Origin of the sequence: Rhodococcus erythropolis NBRC 15567 (assembly GCF_001552595.1) — a bacterium.
GTDB classification, from domain to species: domain Bacteria; phylum Actinomycetota; class Actinomycetes; order Mycobacteriales; family Mycobacteriaceae; genus Rhodococcus_F; species Rhodococcus_F erythropolis.
On the sequence record NZ_BCRM01000025.1, the window covers coordinates 1 to 19,338 of the forward strand.

General features: G+C 63.5%; 15 protein-coding genes. 11 read left to right on the plus strand and 4 right to left on the minus strand.

The window, feature by feature from the left end; genetic code table 11:
• The 3 genes from RE4_RS24690 to RE4_RS24700 form a co-directional block, all read left to right on the plus strand.
• The coding region (locus RE4_RS24690; RefSeq protein ID WP_162267914.1) for an Ig-like domain-containing protein at nt 1-1,060 on the plus strand (1,060 nt) is incomplete at its 5' end.
• A 251-nt stretch (nt 1,061-1,311) separates the two neighbouring features.
• Nucleotides 1,312-3,336: an Ig-like domain-containing protein gene (locus RE4_RS24695; protein ID WP_155716990.1), complete on the plus strand. Its 2,025-nt coding sequence runs from the start codon at nt 1,312-1,314 to the stop codon at nt 3,334-3,336.
• A gap of 27 nt (nt 3,337-3,363) precedes the next feature.
• Nucleotides 3,364-4,506 (plus strand): Ig-like domain-containing protein, encoded by a 1,143-nt coding sequence (locus tag RE4_RS24700; RefSeq protein ID WP_060939537.1) that lies wholly within the window; start codon nt 3,364-3,366, stop codon nt 4,504-4,506.
• 10 nt (nt 4,507-4,516) lie between these two features.
• Here the strand turns inward: RE4_RS24700 and RE4_RS24705 are convergent, their stop codons facing one another.
• Nucleotides 4,517-5,356 (minus strand): hypothetical protein, encoded by an 840-nt coding sequence (locus RE4_RS24705; protein ID WP_060939538.1) that lies wholly within the window; start codon nt 5,354-5,356, stop codon nt 4,517-4,519.
• Nucleotides 5,357-5,449: 93 nt separating this feature from the next.
• On the opposite strand from RE4_RS24705, the gene RE4_RS24710 reads away from it, so the two are divergent.
• Together RE4_RS24710 and RE4_RS24715 are read left to right on the plus strand one after the other, a co-directional pair.
• The gene (locus RE4_RS24710) at nt 5,450-6,205 is read left to right on the plus strand and encodes a lysophospholipid acyltransferase family protein (RefSeq protein ID WP_020905757.1); all 756 of its coding nucleotides are present in this window, start codon (nt 5,450-5,452) and stop codon (nt 6,203-6,205) included.
• 3 nt (nt 6,206-6,208) lie between these two features.
• On the plus strand, nt 6,209-6,943 hold the full coding sequence (locus RE4_RS24715) for a lysophospholipid acyltransferase family protein (protein ID WP_019746396.1): 735 nt from the start codon (nt 6,209-6,211) through the stop codon (nt 6,941-6,943).
• Between the two features lie 25 nt (nt 6,944-6,968).
• On the opposite strand, the gene RE4_RS24720 is transcribed toward RE4_RS24715, so the two are convergent.
• Entirely contained in the window at nt 6,969-7,643 is a 675-nt protein-coding gene (locus RE4_RS24720) for an Ltp family lipoprotein (protein ID WP_081098427.1), read from the minus strand.
• 267 nt (nt 7,644-7,910) lie between these two features.
• Between RE4_RS24720 and RE4_RS24725 the strand changes: the two genes are divergently transcribed.
• The gene (locus RE4_RS24725) at nt 7,911-8,732 is read left to right on the plus strand and encodes a Cof-type HAD-IIB family hydrolase (RefSeq protein ID WP_024488043.1); all 822 of its coding nucleotides are present in this window, start codon (nt 7,911-7,913) and stop codon (nt 8,730-8,732) included.
• A 37-nt stretch (nt 8,733-8,769) separates the two neighbouring features.
• Here RE4_RS24725 and RE4_RS24730 read toward each other — a convergent pair whose 3' ends face one another.
• The gene (locus RE4_RS24730; protein ID WP_060939539.1) at nt 8,770-10,755 is read right to left on the minus strand and encodes an N-acetylmuramoyl-L-alanine amidase; all 1,986 of its coding nucleotides are present in this window, start codon (nt 10,753-10,755) and stop codon (nt 8,770-8,772) included.
• 331 nt (nt 10,756-11,086) lie between these two features.
• Between RE4_RS24730 and RE4_RS24735 the strand changes: the two genes are divergently transcribed.
• On the plus strand, nt 11,087-12,649 hold the full coding sequence (locus tag RE4_RS24735; protein ID WP_060939540.1) for a SpoIID/LytB domain-containing protein: 1,563 nt from the start codon (nt 11,087-11,089) through the stop codon (nt 12,647-12,649).
• 102 nt (nt 12,650-12,751) lie between these two features.
• Here RE4_RS24735 and RE4_RS24740 read toward each other — a convergent pair whose 3' ends face one another.
• On the minus strand, nt 12,752-14,245 hold the full coding sequence (locus RE4_RS24740; RefSeq protein ID WP_019746400.1) for a PucR family transcriptional regulator: 1,494 nt from the start codon (nt 14,243-14,245) through the stop codon (nt 12,752-12,754).
• Between the two features lie 170 nt (nt 14,246-14,415).
• Between RE4_RS24740 and RE4_RS24745 the strand changes: the two genes are divergently transcribed.
• From RE4_RS24745 to RE4_RS24760, 4 genes are all read left to right on the plus strand, one after another.
• Nucleotides 14,416-15,837, plus strand: a complete 1,422-nt coding sequence (locus RE4_RS24745; RefSeq protein ID WP_020905763.1) for an amino acid permease — start codon at nt 14,416-14,418, stop codon at nt 15,835-15,837.
• Nucleotides 15,838-15,927: 90 nt separating this feature from the next.
• A complete protein-coding gene (locus RE4_RS24750; protein WP_060939559.1) occupies nt 15,928-17,109 on the plus strand; it encodes a thiolase family protein in 1,182 nt (393 codons plus the stop codon).
• A gap of 2 nt (nt 17,110-17,111) precedes the next feature.
• Nucleotides 17,112-18,263, plus strand: a complete 1,152-nt coding sequence (locus tag RE4_RS24755) for an acyl-CoA dehydrogenase family protein (RefSeq protein ID WP_007731824.1) — start codon at nt 17,112-17,114, stop codon at nt 18,261-18,263.
• A gap of 110 nt (nt 18,264-18,373) precedes the next feature.
• Entirely contained in the window at nt 18,374-19,297 is a 924-nt protein-coding gene (locus tag RE4_RS24760) for an MBL fold metallo-hydrolase (protein WP_060939541.1), read from the plus strand.
• The last annotated feature ends 41 nt before the right edge of the window (nt 19,298-19,338 follow it).

The following is a 19,338-nucleotide window of genomic DNA, read 5'->3' on the forward strand; positions in this document are numbered from 1 at the left end:
TCTGTCGCATTCCTTCGATGCTGCTGGCGCACAGAGTGTTACCGCTGACTTCACCGCCGGTGCTGGCTTTGTCAGCTCGTCGGCGTCGGCTCAGACGGTGACCGTTTCGGATCCGGCTCCGATCGATGTCGAGACCACGACGTCGCTCTCGGTTCCCGCGACGGCGATCACGGGTACGGCTGTTGATCTGACTGCAACCGTTGCTCCGAACAACGCTGTCGGTACGGTGCAGTTCAAGTCGAACGGCACGGCCATTGGTTCACCGGTGGCAGTCTCCGCGGGTGTTGCGACATTGAGCCATTCGTTCGATGCTGCTGGCGCTCAGAGTGTTACGGCGGACTTCACCGCTGGTGCAGGGTTTGTCAGTTCCTCGGCGTCCGCTCAGACGGTGACGGTGTCCGATCCGGCTCCGGTCGACAAGGCGACGAAGACGGTTCTGAGCGTTCAGGGTGAAGCCAAGGTCGGACTGCCTGTTGATCTCTTCGCGACAGTGTCCGAAGATCCCTCGGACGCCCTGGTGCCGTCCGGCGGAACGGTTCAGTTCAAGATCGGTGGAGTCGATCAGGGTGCCCCGGTCGCGGTTGTTGACGGAGTTGCCAAGCTGCCGCACGTGTTCGGAGCAGAAGGCACCTTTGTAGTCTCGGCTGTATTCAGTGGCTCCGGCGTGTTCACGTCGTCCACCGCGGAATCCGTCGACGTCAATGTCACGGTTCCGACCCCGTCGGATGTCGAAAGCTCTACGTCGTTGACGGCTCCGTCTTCGGCAAAGGTCGGCACGTCGGTGCAGCTGAAGGCTGTGGTCAGTTCTTCCGGCGCGACGTCGGGAACCGTCCAGTTCTTCGATGGAACGACTCCGATCGGAACGGCCGTCGATGTTGTCGGTGGGCAGGCTGTGTTGAGCCACACCTTCACCACGACCGGCAACCATTCGATCACCGCGGTCTACAGCGGAGCCCAGGGCGTCACGGGTTCCACGTCGACTGCATCGGTTGTGAACGTCGGCAACGGGGGCGGTGACTTCGGTTCGCTCGGATCGTTGTCGCTGCCGTTCGGGTCCTGATTCTCCGATGATGTGATGCCCCTTGCGCCCGACGGGTGCGAGGGGCATCGCTCTTCGCGAATCGATGATTGGTCGTTAGCAGAACTATCGGCAATTCGTGAATATTTGTCTGAAATAACTGATACAAGTACTACTTTCGACGGGTACTGTACGAGCGTCCAGCTCCATTCTGATTTCCGCTCTGTTCGAGTGACCTCCTTCCGTGCGGTTCCCGATCCACGTCTGTTGCTAGCTGAGGAGAGTTCGTGTTGGTGAGAAGAAGTTCCGCGGTTGTGGTGGCAGCGTTGGTCGGTGGCGTGCTGGTGGCAGGTGGTGTTGCTTCGGCTGCTCCGACGTCATCTCCCGCGGTGGAGAACACGATCGGGTTCAAACTGGGTTGCGATGGTTACGAGCACCCTGGCTTGGGCAGCATCTCCGACGAATTCCACTCCACGGGCGTGACCATCTCGGCTCCGGAGAAGGTCGCGGCGGGGTCGACGTTCACCTACCGAGTCCAGCCAGGTGCGATGACTGTTCCCACGAGTGGTCATGCGGGGCGTTCGGCGATCAGGTGGACACGGATGAAGTACGACTTCGACATTCCTGCGGGGGTGTCGTTGGTCGATGCTCAGGTAGTGGCGGGTACGTCGTCGAATTTGTCGGGTGCGGCGCCCTCGGTAATTCGAATCAACGACGGTGGTTCGCCGGATGCTGCGGGCACTCACTTGCGTATTTCGGGGAACAATCAGACTGCTGACTCCAATGGCGGTGGTGGAAACGGTCCGAGTACAAGTAAGAACGATGATGGCGGAATCGGCGCGGAGGCTGGAAAGACTTTCCGGTTGCCGGCGATCGATGTGACGGTGATTGCGGGTGGTGCGGGTAGCACTGTGCAGCCGAAGTTAAGGGTGACGGATGGCAATTCGGGATCCTTTGATTCTCCGAAAAATGCCTTCACCTTCTTGCAGCGCGAGAAGGACGTCTTCACCGTCGCATACTGGGAGAGGTACAACTGCTCTCCGCATGACTCACGCAGCGCGGGATTGAATGCGGGTGGTCAGGCATTGGCCACCGTCAACGTCGTCTCGCAGGTGGCGACCACGACCGCAGTGACGTCCGGCGCGTCGGCAACGATCGGTCAATCGACGGATTTGATTGCGCAGGTCTCCCCGGTGCCGACAGGCGGCACCGTTCAGTTCAAGGATGGCGGGACTGACATCGGCGCCCCGGTGGCCGTCGTCAATGGCGTTGCCACACTGCCACATACATTCACCGCGGCGGGAGATCACTCCATCACCGCTGTGTACGACGGAGTTCTCGAGTTCTTGACCTCAACGTCACCTGCGCGCACAGTGAGCGTGGCTGCTGCCGATGTACAGACGACCACGGCGCTGACAGTTCCGAGCAGCGCCGTCGAGCAGACCTCGGTCGCGCTGACCGCAAACATCTCTCCGGCAACTGACGGCGGAACGGTCCAGTTCAAGGACGGTGGCACAGACATCGGCGGACCGATCGCGGTGACTGCCGGAGCGGCGACCCTGGATCACACGTTCACTACGACCGGATCGCACTCGATCACTGCGGTCTACTCAGGCACTGCAGGTTTTGGTGGTTCGACCGCGCAAGCTCAGACCATCGAGATCTCGAGCTCAGCGCTGAGTACGACTACAACGCTTCAAGTTCCGGCTGCTGCGATCACGGGCAGCGCGGTTGATCTGACTGCGACGGTCGCTCCGAACAATGCGGTGGGCACTGTGCAGTTCAAGTCGAACGGCACGGCCATTGGTTCACCGGTGACAGTTTCCGGTGGAACCGCGACGCTCTCGCATTCCTTCGATGCCGCTGGCGCTCAGAGCATTACGGCTGACTTCACCGCCGGTGCAGGCTTCGTCAGCTCCTCGGCATCGGCCCAGACGGTGACGGTGTCCGATCCGGCTCCCATCGATGTGGAGACGACGACGTCGCTCTCGGTTCCGGCGACGGCGATCACGGGTGCGGCTGTTGATCTGACGGCGACGGTTGCTCCGAACAATGCTGTGGGTACGGTGCAGTTCAAGTCGAACGGCACGGCGATCGGCTCCCCGGTCACGGTGTCCGGTGGGACTGCGACGCTCTCGCATTCGTTCGATGCTGCTGGTGCTCAGAGCATTACCGCTGACTTCACCGCTGGTGCAGGGTTTGTGAGTTCGTCGGCATCTGCTCAGACGGTGACGGTGTCCGATCCGGCTCCGGTGGATGTGGAGACGACGACGTCGCTCTCGGTTCCGGCGACGGCGAATCACGGGTACGGCGGTTGATCTGACGGCAACCGGTGGCTCCGAACAATGCTGTCGGGTACGGTGCAGTTCAAGTCGAACGGCACGGCCATTGGTTCACCGGTGGCAGTCTCCGCGGGTGTTGCGACGCTGTCGCATTCGTTCGATGCTGCTGGCGCGCAGAGCGTTACGGCGGACTTCACTGCCGGTGCAGGGTTTGTCAGCTCGTCGGCGTCGGCTCAGACGGTGACCGTTTCGGATCCGGCTCCGGTGGATGTCGAGACCACGACGTCGCTCTCGGTTCCCGCTACGGCAATCACGGGTGCGGCTGTTGATCTGACGGCCAATGTTGCTCCGAACAATGCTGTCGGTACGGTGCAGTTCAAGTCGAACGGCACGGCCATTGGTTCACCGGTGACAGTTTCCGGTGGAACCGCGACGCTCTCGCACATCTTCGATGCTGCTGGTGCTCAGAGCATTACCGCGGACTTCACCGCTGGTTCCGGATTCAAGAACTCGGTTGCGAGTGCGAAGTCAGTTCAGGTGAGTGTTGCCGACCAGGAATCCGTCGTCGAACTGAATATCCCCACCGATGCCAAAACTGGTGTGGCGACCGACTTGTGGGCAACAGTCCGAACGTCGTCGGATGACGCTGTCGGCGTCGGAACCGTGCAGTTCTACGACGGTGGCGTCGCGATCGGCGGTCCTGAACCGGTTACGGCCGGCGCTGCTGGTCTGTCGCATACGTTTACCTCTGCGGGTGCGCACAGCATCACGGCGGTTTACTCGGGAGGAGCCGGTGTAGTCGGGTCCTCGGCCCAGGCGCGGACGGTGAATGTGACGGACCCTGCGCCTTCGGATGTCACCACGGAGACTGTGGTGACGGTGCCTGCCGATGGTGTGGTGAACAAGTCGGTGACCCTGTCGGCGACTGTCAGTTCGGTGCAGAACGGTGGAACGGTGCAGTTCATGGATGGGGACACCCCGATCGGTGACGCTGTGCCAGTGGTCAACGGGATCGCGGCGCTGAACCACACCTTCACCGCAACCGGTGCGCATTCGATTTCGGCAATCTACAGCGGCGCAGCCGGATTCACAGGCTCCACCTCGGCGGCCCACGCAATTCAGATCAAGGCTGCAACCGGTGGTGGCACGGGCAGCCTCGGTTCAGGCAGCGCTGGCTCGAGCGATTTCCTTCCCTTCGGTTCCTGACCGAAGCGGTTCAGGTCGCGGCCCCGAGGCAGTATCCCTCGGGGCCGATCGACAGGGTGAACTGCATCGACCGTGAGTTACCGGTTCCGTCGCTGACGGGCAGGGTGACACGGACGTAGTCGCCGCGAACCGGAGTGACTGTTGCAGCGTCGGCGTCGAAAGACTTGATACCGGCCAGCTGATTCGGATCGAGCTTGAGTGGCGGCTGGCCGGTGGCGCCGGTGCCGTCGGGATCCCACGGGCTGTTGCCGGGGCAGATCAGTGGATAGAACGTCTCGACGTCGCGGGTATTGACCGGCCGTCCCGTGGCGCGTGAGAGAAACCGGACGACGGCGTGGGAAGCGTCGGCCGCGGTGTAGAAGTTTGATTGCCCCGCAGGGAAGACGAACGGGCACGCATAGCCGGAAGCGATCTCCGAGCGCTTGGCGGCGACGGAGAGTCCGCCTCCACTCCAGGTGACCGCGTACTGGCCGTCGACGCCTGGTGCGGCGATGGCCGTCAAGATGGCGGGCACATCCGAGTATCGGTCGGCAATTGTTGTGGGCGGCATCGTCCAGCATGCGTTCGTGAGCGCGTCGACGTCCAAAGACACCAGGTCCGTTGCCCAGGCCGCCAAGGCCGGCGCAGCAGCCGGATTACCGGGCACGTCACCAACCGGAGGTGGCGCGACCGGCGTGGCGGGCGCAGTGGTGGTCGTGGGCGCGAGAGTGGTTGTCGTCGTGGTTTCCGTCGTAGGCGGAGACGGTTCGTCCGTCAGGATTCCTGTCCGTCCGTCGTCCTCACATGCGGTTATCGCCAACGTCATGGCGAGTGCGACTGCCCCCACTGCCGCTCGTCCTGCCGACTTCATTCGTTCTTACGCCCCTTTTGCGACATTCTGACCAACATCCACCCCATAACTGCTGCGGGTCAGATCACGGATTCCCGTCTACGCTAGCGAACTGTGGATCCCGTTTACAGAACAGTCATCGGCATCGCCCGTACCGTCTTCGCTTTCGAGGGCCTGAAGTTCTCCGTCAAGGGAGAGCAGAACATCCCGGCGTCCGGTGGCGCCGTGATCGCGATCAACCACACCGGATACATGGACTTCACGTATGCGGGACTGCCGGCGCGGACCCCCAAGCGCTACATCCGGTTCATGGCGAAGAAGGAGGTCTTCGACAACAAGATCTCCGGACCGATCATGCGGGCCCTCAAGCACATCCCGGTCGACCGCGGCGCGGGCGCCGACTCCTACAAGGCGGCCGTAGATTTCCTGAAGCGCGGCGAATTGGTGGGCGTGTACCCCGAAGCGACGATCAGTCGGAGCTTCGAGATCAAGGAATTCAAGTCCGGCGCCGCCCGGATGGCGATCGAGGCGGGCGTCCCGATCGTTCCCGTCGTCATCTGGGGCGCTCAGCGCGTGTGGACGAAGGGTTATCCGAAGCGGTTGGGCCGCACCAACACTCCCATCTCCATCGCCGTCGGCGAGCCGATTGCACCTTTCGAACCGGCGAGTGAGCTGACGGCGAAGCTACGGTCGACGATGCAGGAGTTGCTGCTCGATCTGCAGAAGGACTACGACCATCCCGCCGGCGAGTACTGGGTACCGGCCCGCCTCGGTGGCAGCGCGCCGACGCTCGAGCAGGCCGACAAGATGGATGCCGACGAGGCCGAGGCGAAAGCCAAAGCACGTGAGGCGCGGAAGTCCGAAGGCTGACCCATGTCCTTCGAACCCGTTTACACCGCCGTCGAGGTAGTCGCGCGTGGTCTGAGCGGTTTTCAGGGCGTGAAAGTCACCCGCACCGGGACGGAACACGTCCCGGTGTCCGGCGGTGCCGTCATCGCGATCAACCACACGAGTTACCTCGATTTCATACCGGCGGCCCTGGCGGTCGGCACCGCGAAACGCAAGCTCAGAGTGATGGCCAAGGCTGAGCTGGCGGACAACAAGGTCCTCGGCTTCCTCATGCGTGGATGCGGCGTCATCGAAGTGGACCGCTCCGCCGGAGCGCAGGCGTATCGAGCCGGAGTCGACGCCCTCGAGCGTGGCGAATTGGTGGGCGTCTACCCGGAAGCGACGATCAGCCGGAGCTTCGAGATCAAGGAAATGAAATCCGGAGCATCTCGGATGGCCATCGACGCCGGCGTGCCGATAATTCCGCTGATCGTCTGGGGCGCCCAGCGGATCGTCACCAAGGGCGGACCGAAGAATCTGGGCCGCAATCATTTCCCGATCTCGGTGGAGGTGGGTGCACCGATCGATCCGGTCGAGCCCGCCGAAGCGCTGAGCGAGATCCTGCGCATCGAGATGGATGCGATCCTGCGCCACGTTCAGGACGGGTTCGTGCACGAGCCCGGGGCGTACTGGGTGCCTCGCCGACTCGGCGGTGGCGCGCCGACGCCGGCGGAAGCCGCGGCCATGGACGCACAGGAACGCGCGAAGCGGGCGCGCTGAATAGACGGCGCTTGCGCTGATGCGGTCAGTACACAGCGTTGGCTCCGTACTCGGCCTGCGCACTCGTGAAGCCCTCGTACTCGAGCTGTTCGATCAGTCCTGACCTGGAGAACGACGTCATCTCGAGGTACTGCTCGGCACTCAGCGCAGCCTGCTTGTTCCAATCGGCGTTCAAATTGTCTACCGCGTACGTCGCATCCTCCGTGGAGAAACCTTCGTACTCGAGCTGTTCGATCAGTCCGCTGCGGGAGAAGGCAGTCATGTCGATGTACTGCTGGGCGGATCGGACGGCGTTGCGCTGACCGGAGCTGACCTGCGGCCTGGCCGGGGCAGGCGCAACTGTCGGAGTGACCACAGGTGCGGGCGCCTGGTACGTGGTCGTCGTGGGCTCCGCCACCTTGCTGGATGGCGGGCCAGGAGCAGCGGTCGGCGAACTGACGATCGGTGCGACAGAGGCGCGCGACGTAACGGCACTGGTAGTGGCCTGTAAGGCGCTCGAGCTCGGTGCAGCGCTGGTGGTTTTTGCGTCGTCCTTGTCTCGTCCGCCGAGAATGCCTGCGACGACGAGCAACGCGACGACTGCACCGGCAATCCACGGCCACTTCTTCGACTTCTTGGTCTCAGGTTGCGGTTGTGGCGGAATCTGGAATGGAGGCTGTGGGCCCCCGTAAGGTTGCGGCAGATCGGGTGGCACGGACATGGGGTGTTCTCCTTGAGAAGGTTGATCGTCTCGGGTTCGAGGACGAAAGGACCCTGAGTCAGGTGCGCCGAAGGAGCAGGGCAGCGGTCCCAGGTAAGGCCGAATGTCTGGTTCTCCCGCAATAGATACCAGACCGGTCGGACTGAAATGTGATTTGCGGGTATCTCTCGGGGTTCGCGATCTCCGGTGAGGACGCGCGAAGCGGGCGCGCTGAGCGAGACCGTCGTACTGGGCAGGCACAATGGCGGTGTGAGCCCAGACCGTCGTATCAGCCCTGACCGCCCAACCTTGGTTGCGACCGATGTCGACGGCACCCTCATCGATCACGACGAGTTGGTCAGTGCCCGCACCCGCGCCGCCGTGCATGCCGTCGTCGAATCCGGCACGCCGTTCCTGCTGGCAACCGGGCGTCCTCCGCGTTGGATTTCGCCCGTCGTCGAAGGTTTGGGATACGCGCCACTCGCGGTCTGCGCAAACGGTGCTGTTGTCTACGACAGTTACGCCGACCGCGTCCTCAGCGCCGCGACCTTGTCGGTCGACGCACTCACCGAACTCTCCGAGTTGGCTCTGGTTGCACTTCCCGGGTCGGGATTGGCCGCGGAACGGGTGGGGGAGAGCGCACACGACGCCGCCACCCCACAGTTCGTCAGCTCACCAGATTACGAACACGCCTGGCTCAACCCGGACAACACCGAGATGTCCGAGGACGAAGTGCTTGCGGCGCCGGCCGTCAAACTCCTGATTCGCCGTCCAGGCATGACCAGCACGGCGATGTACGACACGCTCGCCCCGCACGTCGGTGCGCTCGCCGACATGACGTACTCCACCGAGAACGGACTGATCGAACTCTCGGCGCCGGGAATCACGAAGGCGTCCGGCCTGGTTGCCGCCGCTGAAAGGTTCGGCTTCGACCTGTCGGGTCTGGTTGCCTTCGGGGACATGCCCAACGACATCCCGATGCTGGGGATGGCACGCCTCGGCGTTGCCATGGGCAACGCTCACCCCGAAGCCAAAGCCGCAGCCGACGAGGTCACCGACACCAATTCGGCGCACGGGGTCGCAAAAGTCCTCGAGCGCTGGTGGTCGTAGAACCCACCAGCGCCCGAGGACGTGTACTGCTCGAGTGTCAGCCGACAGGCGCGCTGTTGGCCATTTCCTGGGCAAAGGTCTCGTTGTAGGTCTTGAGGACCTTCGTGACCATGCCGGTGATCTGGTTGAAGATCAGCGAACCGTTCTCGAAGTCGCTGCGCAGGCCGTCCGGGATCGAGTATTCGTCCGAGATCGGCAATCCGAGTTCACCCGCGTCGGAACCGAAGCTCTGCCACGACTTGAAGATCTCGCCGAGCACGGTGAACACTCCGCCGTTGGGTGAGGTGTAGACAGCGCCGTTCTCGAACAACGCACCCTGGTTGCCGAGCTTCGCCTGCAGGATTCCGGACAGCGCCTGGCCGAGGCGTCCGAGGTCACCACCTTCGGCGATCCACTTCTGCGCGAGCGGTGAATTGTCGGTGATCTTCAGAATCTGGGTGACCAGATCCGGGATCGACGATCCGGTGCCACCGGTGACCGTGTCGACCGGAGTGGTCGGCTTGGGCGCAGGCGTCGACGGATTGGAGGGGTTCGACGGGTTCAACGATCCGCCGATATTCGCGGCCGCGATGTTCCGGATGTCGTTCATGTGTGCGTATGCGGCATCACCAGGGCAAGCCGTGTTTCCGACGTCGCGGTGGGCGAAGATGATCGGCAGATCCACTGCTGCGCCCTGCGGGTACGGCGTGAACTCCGTGCCCTCGGAGTACATCGTCGTTCGGCCCTTCGGGTCGAGGCCGGCCAGGCCGAGCTTCCAACCGAGGAACTTGCCGACGGCGTTGAGCGTCGCCTGCGAAGGCTCGACGGTGGAGTAGTCACCCATCATCGCGATACCGGTGGTGTTCTCGTTGAAGCCGCCGGCGTGCGCGCCCTGAACTGCCTTGTCGAGTCCGCCTGCGCGGCCTTCGAAGGTCTGACCGTACTTGTCGACGAGGACGTTGTATCCGACGTCGCACCAGCCGAGAGTCCGTGCGTGGTAGGCGTAGATCGAGCGGACGATGCCGGCCGATTCTTCCTTGGTGTAGTTGTTGCTGCCCGCGGTGTGGTGAACGGTTGCTCCACCGGTGAAGTCGTCGTACGTGGGGGAGTCGCAGCGAAGTGACTCGTCGGCTCCCCACTGTGCGCGGGTGATGACGGAGGGTCCACTGCCGCCGAGCGGTGCCGCGACTGCCTGCAGATTGCTGTCCGCGTCGCTGGTACCCGGATCGATCAACACTGCGGTAACGGCATCTGCTGCCGTCGTCGCCTGGCGTAGCGGCTTGGACACCGAAGCCGGGGTGTAACCAAGTTCACCGGTGGCTGCGGGTGCTTCCGCAGGCACAGGTGCTTCGGCAGGCACAGGCGCTTCAGCAGGTGCGGGTGCGGCTTCCGGAGCCGGCACAGCTTCGGCCGCGGGGGCAGCGACACCCTGCGGGGTGAGGATCTGGATGGACTTGGTGGCGCCGACGAAGACAGGTTCGGTGGCGGTACCGGCATTGGTGGCCTGATCCGAACTGGCGGAGTCGATGGCGTCAGGGGTGAACCACGGACCCCAGGTGCCGTCTTCGGCCAAGGCGCGGACCTTGGACTGCGCCGAGGCGAGCGTGTCCGAGGTCAACGCGACCATGCTGAACGGAGTGTCGCGGGTGACTTCCTTGACCACGGCACCTGGCTCTTCCTCGGAAGGAACCGGAGCGGTTTCGGTCGGGGCACCGGGAGCAGCGGGTGCCGGGAAGAGCTCGGTCGGCAACGTGATCCCTGGAGGTAGCGGGATTTCGGTCGGGAGCTTGAGGTTTCTGAGATCGCCCAGGTTGATGTCGGGGAGATCGAGACCGGTCAGCTCCTTGACCGGAATGATGATGTCGGGCACCGACGCGAGGAGCACCTCTGCGATCTGGGTCGGCACTGCTACTGACGTCGTTTCGTTCGCGGAACGTACATCGGACGTAGTGCTCGTGAAGCCGTAGACCGCAAAAGGACTTGCGACAGCCACTGCGGCTACAGCCCCGAGTACGAGCGAGGGCTTCGGTCGACGGTGTGGCAAGGGATTACTCCTCGGTTGTAGTTACTTGCGAGCGAACTTCAGGGCCGATGACGGCCGTGAACGGAATCCTTCAAAACCGGATCCGAGCAGGTCGGATGCCATGTTCTGGGGTTGAACTCCAGTTTTCGGACGCGTACGTCTGCAACTCGTGATGCTGATGTGACTCGTGTGACTGGTGTTGCTAACTCCAAACACTCTTGCCACACTAGTCACAAAAGTCCATAACGCTCAACCTTAGGGTGAGACTTTAGTTAAATCGTTGTGGACTGGCCTGCGCGCGAAGTACCGACTTCGCGGACTCGTGAGGCCGGTAGCGATGAGGAGAGCATTGATGGCGAGAAGCGGAAGAAGCGGAACTGCAGGTAAGAAGCCTGTGTCCGGTCGCGCAGGTCGCTTTCTGGTGGGCGGACCCGGGAGGCGAACCTCGCTGATGCGGGTCTCGGTACTCGGTCTCGTTCCGGCTCTTGCGCTCGGCGTCGCGATCGGAGGTTTCACGCAAATCCGCGCTGACGAGCCGTCGATCCTGCACGCCGTCGCCGCCGATACACAATTCACGCTCTCCGGTCATGGCAACGGACACGGCCGCGGAATGGGGCAGTGGGGCGCTTACGGCTACGCCAAGAACGACGGCTGGTCCGGCGAGCGAATCCTCAGTCACTACTACGGCGGAACCGTCCTGGACTCCTTGCCGCCCGCCCAGATGAGTGTGCGGCTCACAGCCCAGGACAACTCGACGCTCGACGTCTACTCCGACGCCGGCCTCGTGGTCAACGGTCAGCGCACCGCGCCGGGCGAGGCTGCCCATCTCACTGCACTGCCCGGTGGCGGTGCGCAGGTGGTTGTCACCAGCGGGTGTGGTGGCGGGGTTGTCTGGGAAGCGGTCACCGAGCATCCGTGGGTGGATCCTGTGGATCTCAGTCCCGATCGACCCGCCGACCAGTTCCTGAAGCTGTGCAACAACGACGCGCCCTATCGCGGCGCCCTCGGCGTAGTGCTCGACAACGGCTCGGCTCGGACGGTCAATCTCCTCGACATGGAGGACTACCTGCTCGGCGTGGTGCCGGTCGAGGCGAAAGCCGAATGGGCCGATTCCGGTGGGGCCGAAGCACTACGGGCGCAAGCCGTGGCGGCGCGCTCGTACGCTGCTACCGAGCATCGCAGCTCGTACGCCGACACGTGCGACACTCAGGACTGCCAGGTCTACGGCGGAGCTGGCAAGGAAGATCCCCGGACCACTGAAGCCGTTCGGTCCACCGCCGGCGCCGTTCTGTCGCGTGACGGCAAGATCGTTGCCACCGAATTCTCTTCGTCCACAGGAGGTTACAGCTCCGGCGGTGAATTCCCGGCCGTCGAGGATCTCGGTGACGCCCTTTCGCCCAATCACGACTGGACAGTGAATCTGACCGCGGGTGAGATTGCGGACGCCTTCGATGTGGGCGAGCTGCAATCGCTCAAGATTCTCTCGCGCAACGGATTCGGTACCGACGGCGGGCGAGTGACGGCAGTCGAGGTGGTCGGAACAGATGCAACTGTTGGCGCCACCGGAATGCAGTTCCGTCAGAAACTCGGCCTGAAATCGGACTGGTTTACCGTCGGCGACGGCACTGGTGTGGTAGTGGCACCGGATTCGGAATCGACAGTGCCGGAATCCAATTCGCCATCCGGCGATCCATCGGGTACGGTTACGGAGACGCAGATCGAGAAGAAGTATCGGGAGCTCGGCGGTGAAAGCGGCTCTCTCGGTGCTCCTGCCGGCCCGGAGATGCAGTTGCCCTCCGAAGCAGGCACTTTCCGTGTCTACGAAAACGGAACCATCATCTGGACAAAGGTTTTGGGTGCGCAGGTAGTTGATGCCAACGTGCTCCGCGAGTGGATACCGACGGGCGGAAGCTAGGGGAAGGTCGGTCGGTAGCGACTCGCACGTATCGACTCTGAAGGGTCTCTGCCGTAACCCGGCGGAGGCCCTTCAGGTCGTTCAGGGCTCATTGGTTGTCGGTCAGATGGTCGGAGCGTCGCCGAGCAAGCGGTACTCGAGCCACAACTCCGCACGTTCCGTGGGGGAGCCGAGGTCCAGTTGGAGAAGGCTCTCGATCCGAGCGAGTCTGCTGCGCAACGTATGCCGATGAATATTCAGCGCTGTGGCTGCGGCGTCGCCCACACCGTTGTGTGCCAACCACATGGCCAAGGTTCGGTAGAGATCGCTACCGCCCTTCGCTTCCAGGAGCGGGCGCAAGTGTGCCGCCGCGAATGCCGTCGAGCGATCCTGATCGAGAAACGCGGACAATCCGCTCTCCGAGAGTTCGGCGAACCGCATCGAAGGCAGGTTGCGGGCGCCGGCCTCGGCTGCTGCCTGCGCGGCTTGGCGTCTGGCGCGCGAGAGATCGTCCCACCACAGCATGTCCGACACGCCGACGGTTACGTCGATTTCGTTGACACGGGCGAGGATTCGCCCGCTGTCGGTAGCCGAGACGACGGCGATCAACGCTCCGTCGGTGATGCCGAACGCCAGATCGCGGCTGAGGCCGTCGAGCAGTGAGACGGACACGCTCTCGAGCAGGCCACTCGGGCCCGCTACGTGGAAGACCTGGAAAGGTTCGACCGGAAATCCTCCCCACAGTTCACCGGAGATGTTGCGGGCGAGCGCATTCTGTCCTTCGAACAGCTGATGCATCGCCACGGTACGCAAGTGGTTCATCGTCAACTGCGCATCTCGGGTTCGAGCCGTCATCAACGTGAGCAGAGACGCGGCGGCGATGACGATGCCCTGATTCAGAGAGCCGACGGCGCCGGGGCAGCCGGCGACGAGATACCCCATCAGCTTTCCCCTCGACGTCATCAAAGGGTGCGAGATGACGTCCTCGTTCTCACTCGTGAGGAAACTGACTTCCATCGGGCGGGCGTCGCGCTCGGGAGCCGTTCGCTCGATTCCTGCGGCAGCGGCGGTGTGTGAGATCTCGACGGTATGGCCGGCCGAGTCCAGCAGGGCCGCCCATCCGCCGATCAATTCCGCCACCCGTCGTACGACTGCCCGGGTGCCGTTGACCGTCACTGCAGCTTGAAGTAGTCGCCGAAGGCTCTGGTAGTTGCTGCGCAGCGCTTTCATGTCGTCGTCGGATTGCGCTTTCGACACCGCTTTGGTCAGGGCGATGAAAGGTGTTCGCAATGGGACGTCGAGTAGGGGCACACTGAAACGGGTGGCCGCATCCACCAGAGTCTGCGGCGCCTGCTCGTATCCGAGGCCGGTTCCGAAACCGATTCCGGCAATTCCGGCCGCCACCAGGGTGCGTACGAAACGGGTCGTTTCCGCGGCCGTCGTCGGTAGCGACACTCCAGTGATGAGTAGTAGTTCGCCGCCGTCGAGGAAGGGCGTCGGGTCGGGAAGTTCGGAGACATGTGCCCAGGTCAGGGTGCGATCGAGCTGGTCGTGCCCAGCCAGGACGCGAAGGCCGAACTGTTCGGTCGCACAAAGCTGGCGGAGCGTGATGGGCATGGGTCCAGTCTGACACCTCGAACTCGCCACTTTGTAGTGCCTGCGGTCACGTTTGTACAAAGTGGAGCCTGACGCGAGCTTGCCGAAGGTCCGACACTGGCGCTATCGAAAATGCGCTCCAGAAGAGCGTCACCGAGATCCACGTCCCGAACAGCCCACAAGGAGTACTGATGTCCAGTACAGACCAGCCGGCACTTCAGCACACGCTGAAGAAGCGGCATCTGTCGATGATTGCGATCGCGGGCGTCATCGGCGCCGGACTGTTCGTCGGCTCCGGTGTGGCGATCCAGGAGACGGGACCGGGTGTCCTGGTTTCCTACGCGTTGGCCGGCGTAGTCGTCATCCTCGTGATGCGCATGCTCGGCGAGATGTCGGCAGCGTCGCCGGAAACCGGCTCGTTCTCGTCGTACGCCGACAAGGCCATCGGCCGCTGGGCGGGCTTCTCGATCGGCTGGCTGTACGCGTGGTTCTGGATCATCGTGCTCGGCATCGAGGCCACCGCCGGTGCCCTCATCATGAATCGTTGGGTTCCCGGCGTTCCCCAGTGGACCTGGGCTCTGATTCTGATGATCGTGCTGACGCTGACCAACATCATCTCGGTCAAGTCGTTCGGCGAGTTCGAGTTCTGGTTCGCTTCCATCAAGGTCGTCGCCATCATCGCGTTCCTCGGCATGGGCATCGTGGCGATCTGCGGATGGATGCCCGGCGTCGAAGCACCGGGAATGACCAACCTGACCGGTCACGGCGGTTTCCTGCCGAACGGAACAGGAGCCATGCTCGCCGCAGTCCTTGTGGTCGTGTTCTCGTTCTTCGGCGCCGAAATCGCCACCATCGCCGCCGGTGAATCGGCCAACCCGCTCGAAGCTGTTCGCGCTGCCGTCAAGTCCGTCGTCTGGCGAATTCTCATCTTCTACATCGGCTCGATCGCGGTGGTCGTCACTCTGCTTCCCTGGGACAGCGCATCGGTCGCGCTCAGTCCGTACGTCGCCGTCATGGACTCGTACGGCATTCCGGCCGCAGGAAACATCATGGACGTCGTCGTCCTCACGTCGGTTCTTTCCTGCCTCAACTCCGGTCTCTACACCGCGAGCCGCATGATCTTCTCCCTCGCCGGTCGCGGTGACGCCCCCAAGTCGCTCTCACGTATCGAGAAGACCGGCGTCCCGATGCGTGCCGTCCTGGTCTCGACGATCGTCGGCTTCCTGACCGTCGGCATGAACTACCTCTCCCCGGACAAGGTCTTCCTGTTCCTGGTCAACTCCTCCGGTGCGATCGCACTGTTCGTCTGGCTCGTCATCTCGGTGTCCCAGCTGCGCACCCGCCGCAAGCTCGAAGCTTCGGGCCAGGAGCTGGAGCTCAAGATGTGGTTCTTCCCGTATCTGACCTACGCGACGATCGCCGCCATCATCGCGCTCTGCATCGGCATGCTCACCCTGGACTCGACGCGCAGCCAGATGATCGTGTCCCTGGGGCTCGCAGCGATCCTCGTGGGCATCGGGCTCTACCGATACCGGAACCACAAAGAGACCGAGGACGCCGAACGCGCCGACGCCGAGGTTGTACCCGTGTCCGAGAGCGCTCCCACACCCTGACACCAACGTCCCCATCTGCGAGATACTTAGATGTCCTAGTATCGGCCACGGACAGAGAAATCGACGTGAGCACAGCAGATGGGGACAATCATGACCACACCCGAACCGATCGTCATCGTCGACGGGGCCAGGACCCCCGTCGGTAGCTTCGGCGGCGTCTTCAAGGACGTACCCGCACACGAGCTGGGTGCCGCAGCAGCCAAGGCTGCGCTGAGCCGCGCCGGCGTTGCACCCGAAGACATCGACGAGGTCGTCATGGGCTGCATCGGCCAGGTCGGCCCAGACGCCTACAACGCACGCCGCGTGGGCATCGCCGCCGGACTGCCCGAGAACGTTCCCGCCTACACCGTCAACCGCCTCTGTGGCAGCGGCCTGCAGGCCGTGTGGTCGGCGGCGATGCAGATGCGCTGGGGCGCAGCTGCCATCACCCTCGCCGGCGGCGACGAGAGCATGTCCCGCATGCCGTTCTACGACTTCGCCGCCCGCTCGGGCTACAAGCTCGGCGATCGCAGCCTCGTCGACGGCACCGTCGCCATGCTCACCGACCCGTTCAGCAAGGCTCATATGGGCCGCACCGCCGAAGCCGTCGCCCGCAAGTACGGCGTCAGCCGCGAGCAGCAGGACGAGTTCGCCGTCGAATCTCAGCGCCGCGCTGCTACCGACGCAGCCAAGGCAGCATTCGCCGAGGAGATCACTCCCGTCGAGACCGGTGGTCGGCGCTCCGTCACCGTCACCGAAGACGAGCACCCCAAGCCCGGAACCACTGTCGAAACCCTCGCCAAGCTGCGCCCTGCATTCGAAGAGGGCGGATCCGTCACCGCCGGTAACGCGTCGGGCATCAACGACGGCGCCGGCGCACTCGTCCTCGCGACAGGCACCGAGGCAGCCAAGCGCGGCCTCACCGGACTCGTCACGCTCGAAACCGTCACGACGGCAGCCATGGAGCCCGGCCTGATGGGCTACGCTCCCGTGCTCGCTCTCGAAAAGCTTTTTGCGCAAACAGGATTGAAGCCGTCCGACATCGGCACCGCCGAGGTCAACGAGGCCTTTGCTTCGCAGGCCATCGCCGTCGTCCGTGACAGTGGCCTGGATCCGGAGAAGACCAACCCGTACGGCGGAGCAATCGCCCTCGGACACCCGGTCGGCGCTACCGGAGCCATCCTCACGCTGCGCGCGGCACGCGACATGGTCCGTCGCGACCTCGAATTCGGCATCGTCACCATGTGCATCGGCGGCGGTCAGGCACTCGCTGCCCTGCTGAAGCGGGTCTGATCATGGCGACCAAGCGCAAGCCGTCGTGGCATGACGACGAGATCACCGCAGTAGCCGAACTGGCCCGTGGTTTCTTCGATCGTGAACTGATCGCCAAGCGTGAGCAGTGGGACGCTCAGCATCGCGTCGACCGGTCCGTGTGGCTCGAAGCCGGCAAGCTCGGCCTGCTGTGCTGCTCGATTCCCGAGGAATACGGCGGGGGCGGTGGAACTTTCGCGCACGATCTTGCAGTCTTCGAGGCGCAGGGCTACTGCGGGGACTATGCACTCGGGAACTCCGTGCACAGTGGCATCGTCGCCCACTACGTGCTCGAGTACGGAAGCGAAGAGCAGAAGAAGGCCTGGCTGCCAGGTATGGCGACGGGCGAAATTCTCGGCGCCATCGGAATGACCGAGCCGGGAACAGGTTCCGACCTCAAGGCCATCACCACGTCCGCGATCCGCGACGGTGACCACTACGTCGTGAACGGGTCGAAGACCTTCATCACCAACGGTGGCAGCGCAGACATGATCGTGCTCGCCGTCAAGACCGATCCCAAGGCGGGCGCCAAGGGTGTCTCGCTCCTGATCGTGGATCTGCGTGACTGCGAAGGCTTTGCGGTCGGCCGCGTCCTCGACAAGGTCGGTCAGCACGGCGCCGATACGTCGGAGCTGTCCTTCACCGATGTTCGCGTTCCCGTCTCGAACCTCCTCGGCGAGTCCGAGGGGCTCGGTTTCGGTCAGTTGATGGCGCAGCTGGTGCAGGAACGCCTCATCATCGGCGCACAGGCCATCGGCACCATCGAGCGTGCCGTCGAGGAGACCGTCGCGTACACCAAGGCGCGTCAAGCGTTCGGGCACAGCCTCTTCGAGTTCCAGAACACCGCCTTCGAGCTGGCCGAGTGCCAGACGATCGCGCGCACCTGCCGTGTCTTCCTCGACAACTGCATCGAGGATCACCTCAACGGCGAGCTGGACGGCGCAGACGCCGCGATGGTCAAGTACTGGCTCACCGAACAGCAGTGCGCCGTCGTCGACCGGTGCGTGCAGCTCTACGGCGGATACGGCTACATGCGTGAATACCCGATCGCGCGCATGTACGAGGACTCCCGCGTCCAGAAGATCTACGCCGGCGCCAACGAAGTGATGAAGGGCATCATCGCGAAGAGTCTTTGATCACCGGCGTCGAAAACCATTGACACCGACCAGGCACCCACCGAGCATTTCGGTGGGTGCCTTTGTGTGTGCCTACAAGCGGTATCGAGCTGTTCGGAAGGCAATCACTGATGAGCTTCACCATCGACGTCGGATCGGCGCGCGTCACCCAACTGACGGAGCTGGCGCACTGGCCGTTCCCGCCGCGAGAGCTTTTTCCGCACGCGGGTGATGCGGAGATCGAGGACGCGTCGGCGCGGCTGACACCGGAGTTCTTCGACGCGGGTAGCGGTGACCTCGTACTTGCCATCCACACCTACCTGGTGGAAATCGGGGGCAAGGCCATCGTCGTCGACACCGGCAACGGGAACAGCAAGCACCGGCCGAACCTCCTGCCGCACCACATGTTCGGTACCGACTACCTCTCGCGCTTCGCCGACACCGGCGTCGACGTTGGCGACGTCGATCTGGTGGTCAGCACACATCTGCACCCCGATCATTGTGGTTGGAACACCAACCTCGAGGCCGAAACCTGGCGGCCCACCTTTCCCCGCGCGACCTACATTTTCGACCGCACCGAACTGGCCGCGCTCGAACAACTCGCCGCCGACGGTCCACACGAAGGAGTGGTCTCGGATTTGGCGCAAACCTTCGAGGACAGCGTCCGTCCCGTTCTGGACGGGGCGAAGTGGGAGGCGGTCGACGACGGCCACGTTCTGGCCGAGTCCGAAGGCACACGCGTCGTCGTGCGCGGCGCGCCCGGTCACACGCCGGGCCACGTCGTGATCGAGATCCGCATTGCCGACGGCGGCGCCGTCATCGCCGGCGACGTGATCCACCATCCGATCCAGTTTCTGTACCCGGACCTCAGCCAGGGCGGCGACGCGGATCCCGAGATCGCCAGGGTCACCCGCCGCGAACTTCTCGAGCGCTGCGCGTCGGAGGGACTGCTTCTACTTCCCGCACACTTCCCCGTCGACGAACCGATCACCATCGAATTCGATTCGAGCGGTGCACCGAGTGCTTCCGGTCTGATCGGTCTTGCAACGTCCTGACTTGCCGCATCGTCCCTGGTGACGCATCCAACCCTCGGCGT

Coding starts and splice junctions, on each gene's coding strand:
- RE4_RS24700 (WP_060939537.1), top strand. CDS start 3,364: ATGCTGTCGGGTACGGTGCAGTTCAAGTCGAACGGCACGGCCATTGGT.
- RE4_RS24705 (WP_060939538.1), bottom strand. CDS start 5,356: ATGAAGTCGGCAGGACGAGCGGCAGTGGGGGCAGTCGCACTCGCCATG.
- RE4_RS24715 (WP_019746396.1), top strand. CDS start 6,209: ATGTCCTTCGAACCCGTTTACACCGCCGTCGAGGTAGTCGCGCGTGGT.
- RE4_RS24720 (WP_081098427.1), bottom strand. CDS start 7,643: ATGTCCGTGCCACCCGATCTGCCGCAACCTTACGGGGGCCCACAGCCT.
- RE4_RS24735 (WP_060939540.1), top strand. CDS start 11,087: ATGGCGAGAAGCGGAAGAAGCGGAACTGCAGGTAAGAAGCCTGTGTCC.
- RE4_RS24740 (WP_019746400.1), bottom strand. CDS start 14,245: ATGCCCATCACGCTCCGCCAGCTTTGTGCGACCGAACAGTTCGGCCTT.
- RE4_RS24745 (WP_020905763.1), top strand. CDS start 14,416: ATGTCCAGTACAGACCAGCCGGCACTTCAGCACACGCTGAAGAAGCGG.
- RE4_RS24750 (WP_060939559.1), top strand. CDS start 15,928: ATGACCACACCCGAACCGATCGTCATCGTCGACGGGGCCAGGACCCCC.
- RE4_RS24755 (WP_007731824.1), top strand. CDS start 17,112: ATGGCGACCAAGCGCAAGCCGTCGTGGCATGACGACGAGATCACCGCA.
- RE4_RS24760 (WP_060939541.1), top strand. CDS start 18,374: ATGAGCTTCACCATCGACGTCGGATCGGCGCGCGTCACCCAACTGACG.